The 602-nt window shown below is 66.4% G+C and carries 1 pseudogene; it reads right to left on the reverse strand.

The features are described 5' to 3' along the window. Positions 1-162: 162 nt before the first annotated feature. Positions 163-602, reverse strand: a pseudogene (locus tag AC1DWF_RS36375) (hypothetical protein); the annotation flags it as partial.

Genomic DNA, 602 nt, shown 5'->3' on the forward strand with positions numbered 1-602 from the left:
CCGGCCATGATCCCCAGCACGCGCCGGTCGCGCGTGATCCGTTCGAGCAAGCCCGAGGAGGGCTCGATCGAAGGCGAGTTCTGGGTTGTCGCGCGGGCTGTGGGCTTGCTGATCAGCGGCATCGTGCTCCTCGGCTGGATCCTGAGCTGAGGGCGTAACGGCCTAGATTCGCAACCGCTCCGGGATGGGAAGCCCCAGGCGAACGGGCACGGGCCACTCCTCGCGCACCGTGCGAAGCTTCTGGAATCCCGCCTTGATATAATTCGGCAATGCGCGCGGATGGTCGGCCGTGCAGGTATTGACCGTCAGCGCCGAGCAATTCTCCGACCAAGCCGCCGCGATGGCGTGGTGGAGAAAGGGCATGCCGACGCCGAGCCCAATCGCCCGCCCCACCAGCCCGAAATAGGCGAGGTTGATCACCGGCCAGGCACGCCGATCGAGCTCGTAGAAGCCCAGCTCCCCCTCCGCGTCCCGCAGCACGCTGATACTGATGGCCCGGTCCTGAAGGATGGAATCCAGCTCGCCGTCGGTCAGGGTCCGTCGCAGCCACCAGACATAGTCATTGCCGACGGCGGTGTAGAGCTGCCGGTAGCGCGCCACGC

This window comes from Aminobacter sp. P4_D5 (assembly GCF_056401815.1).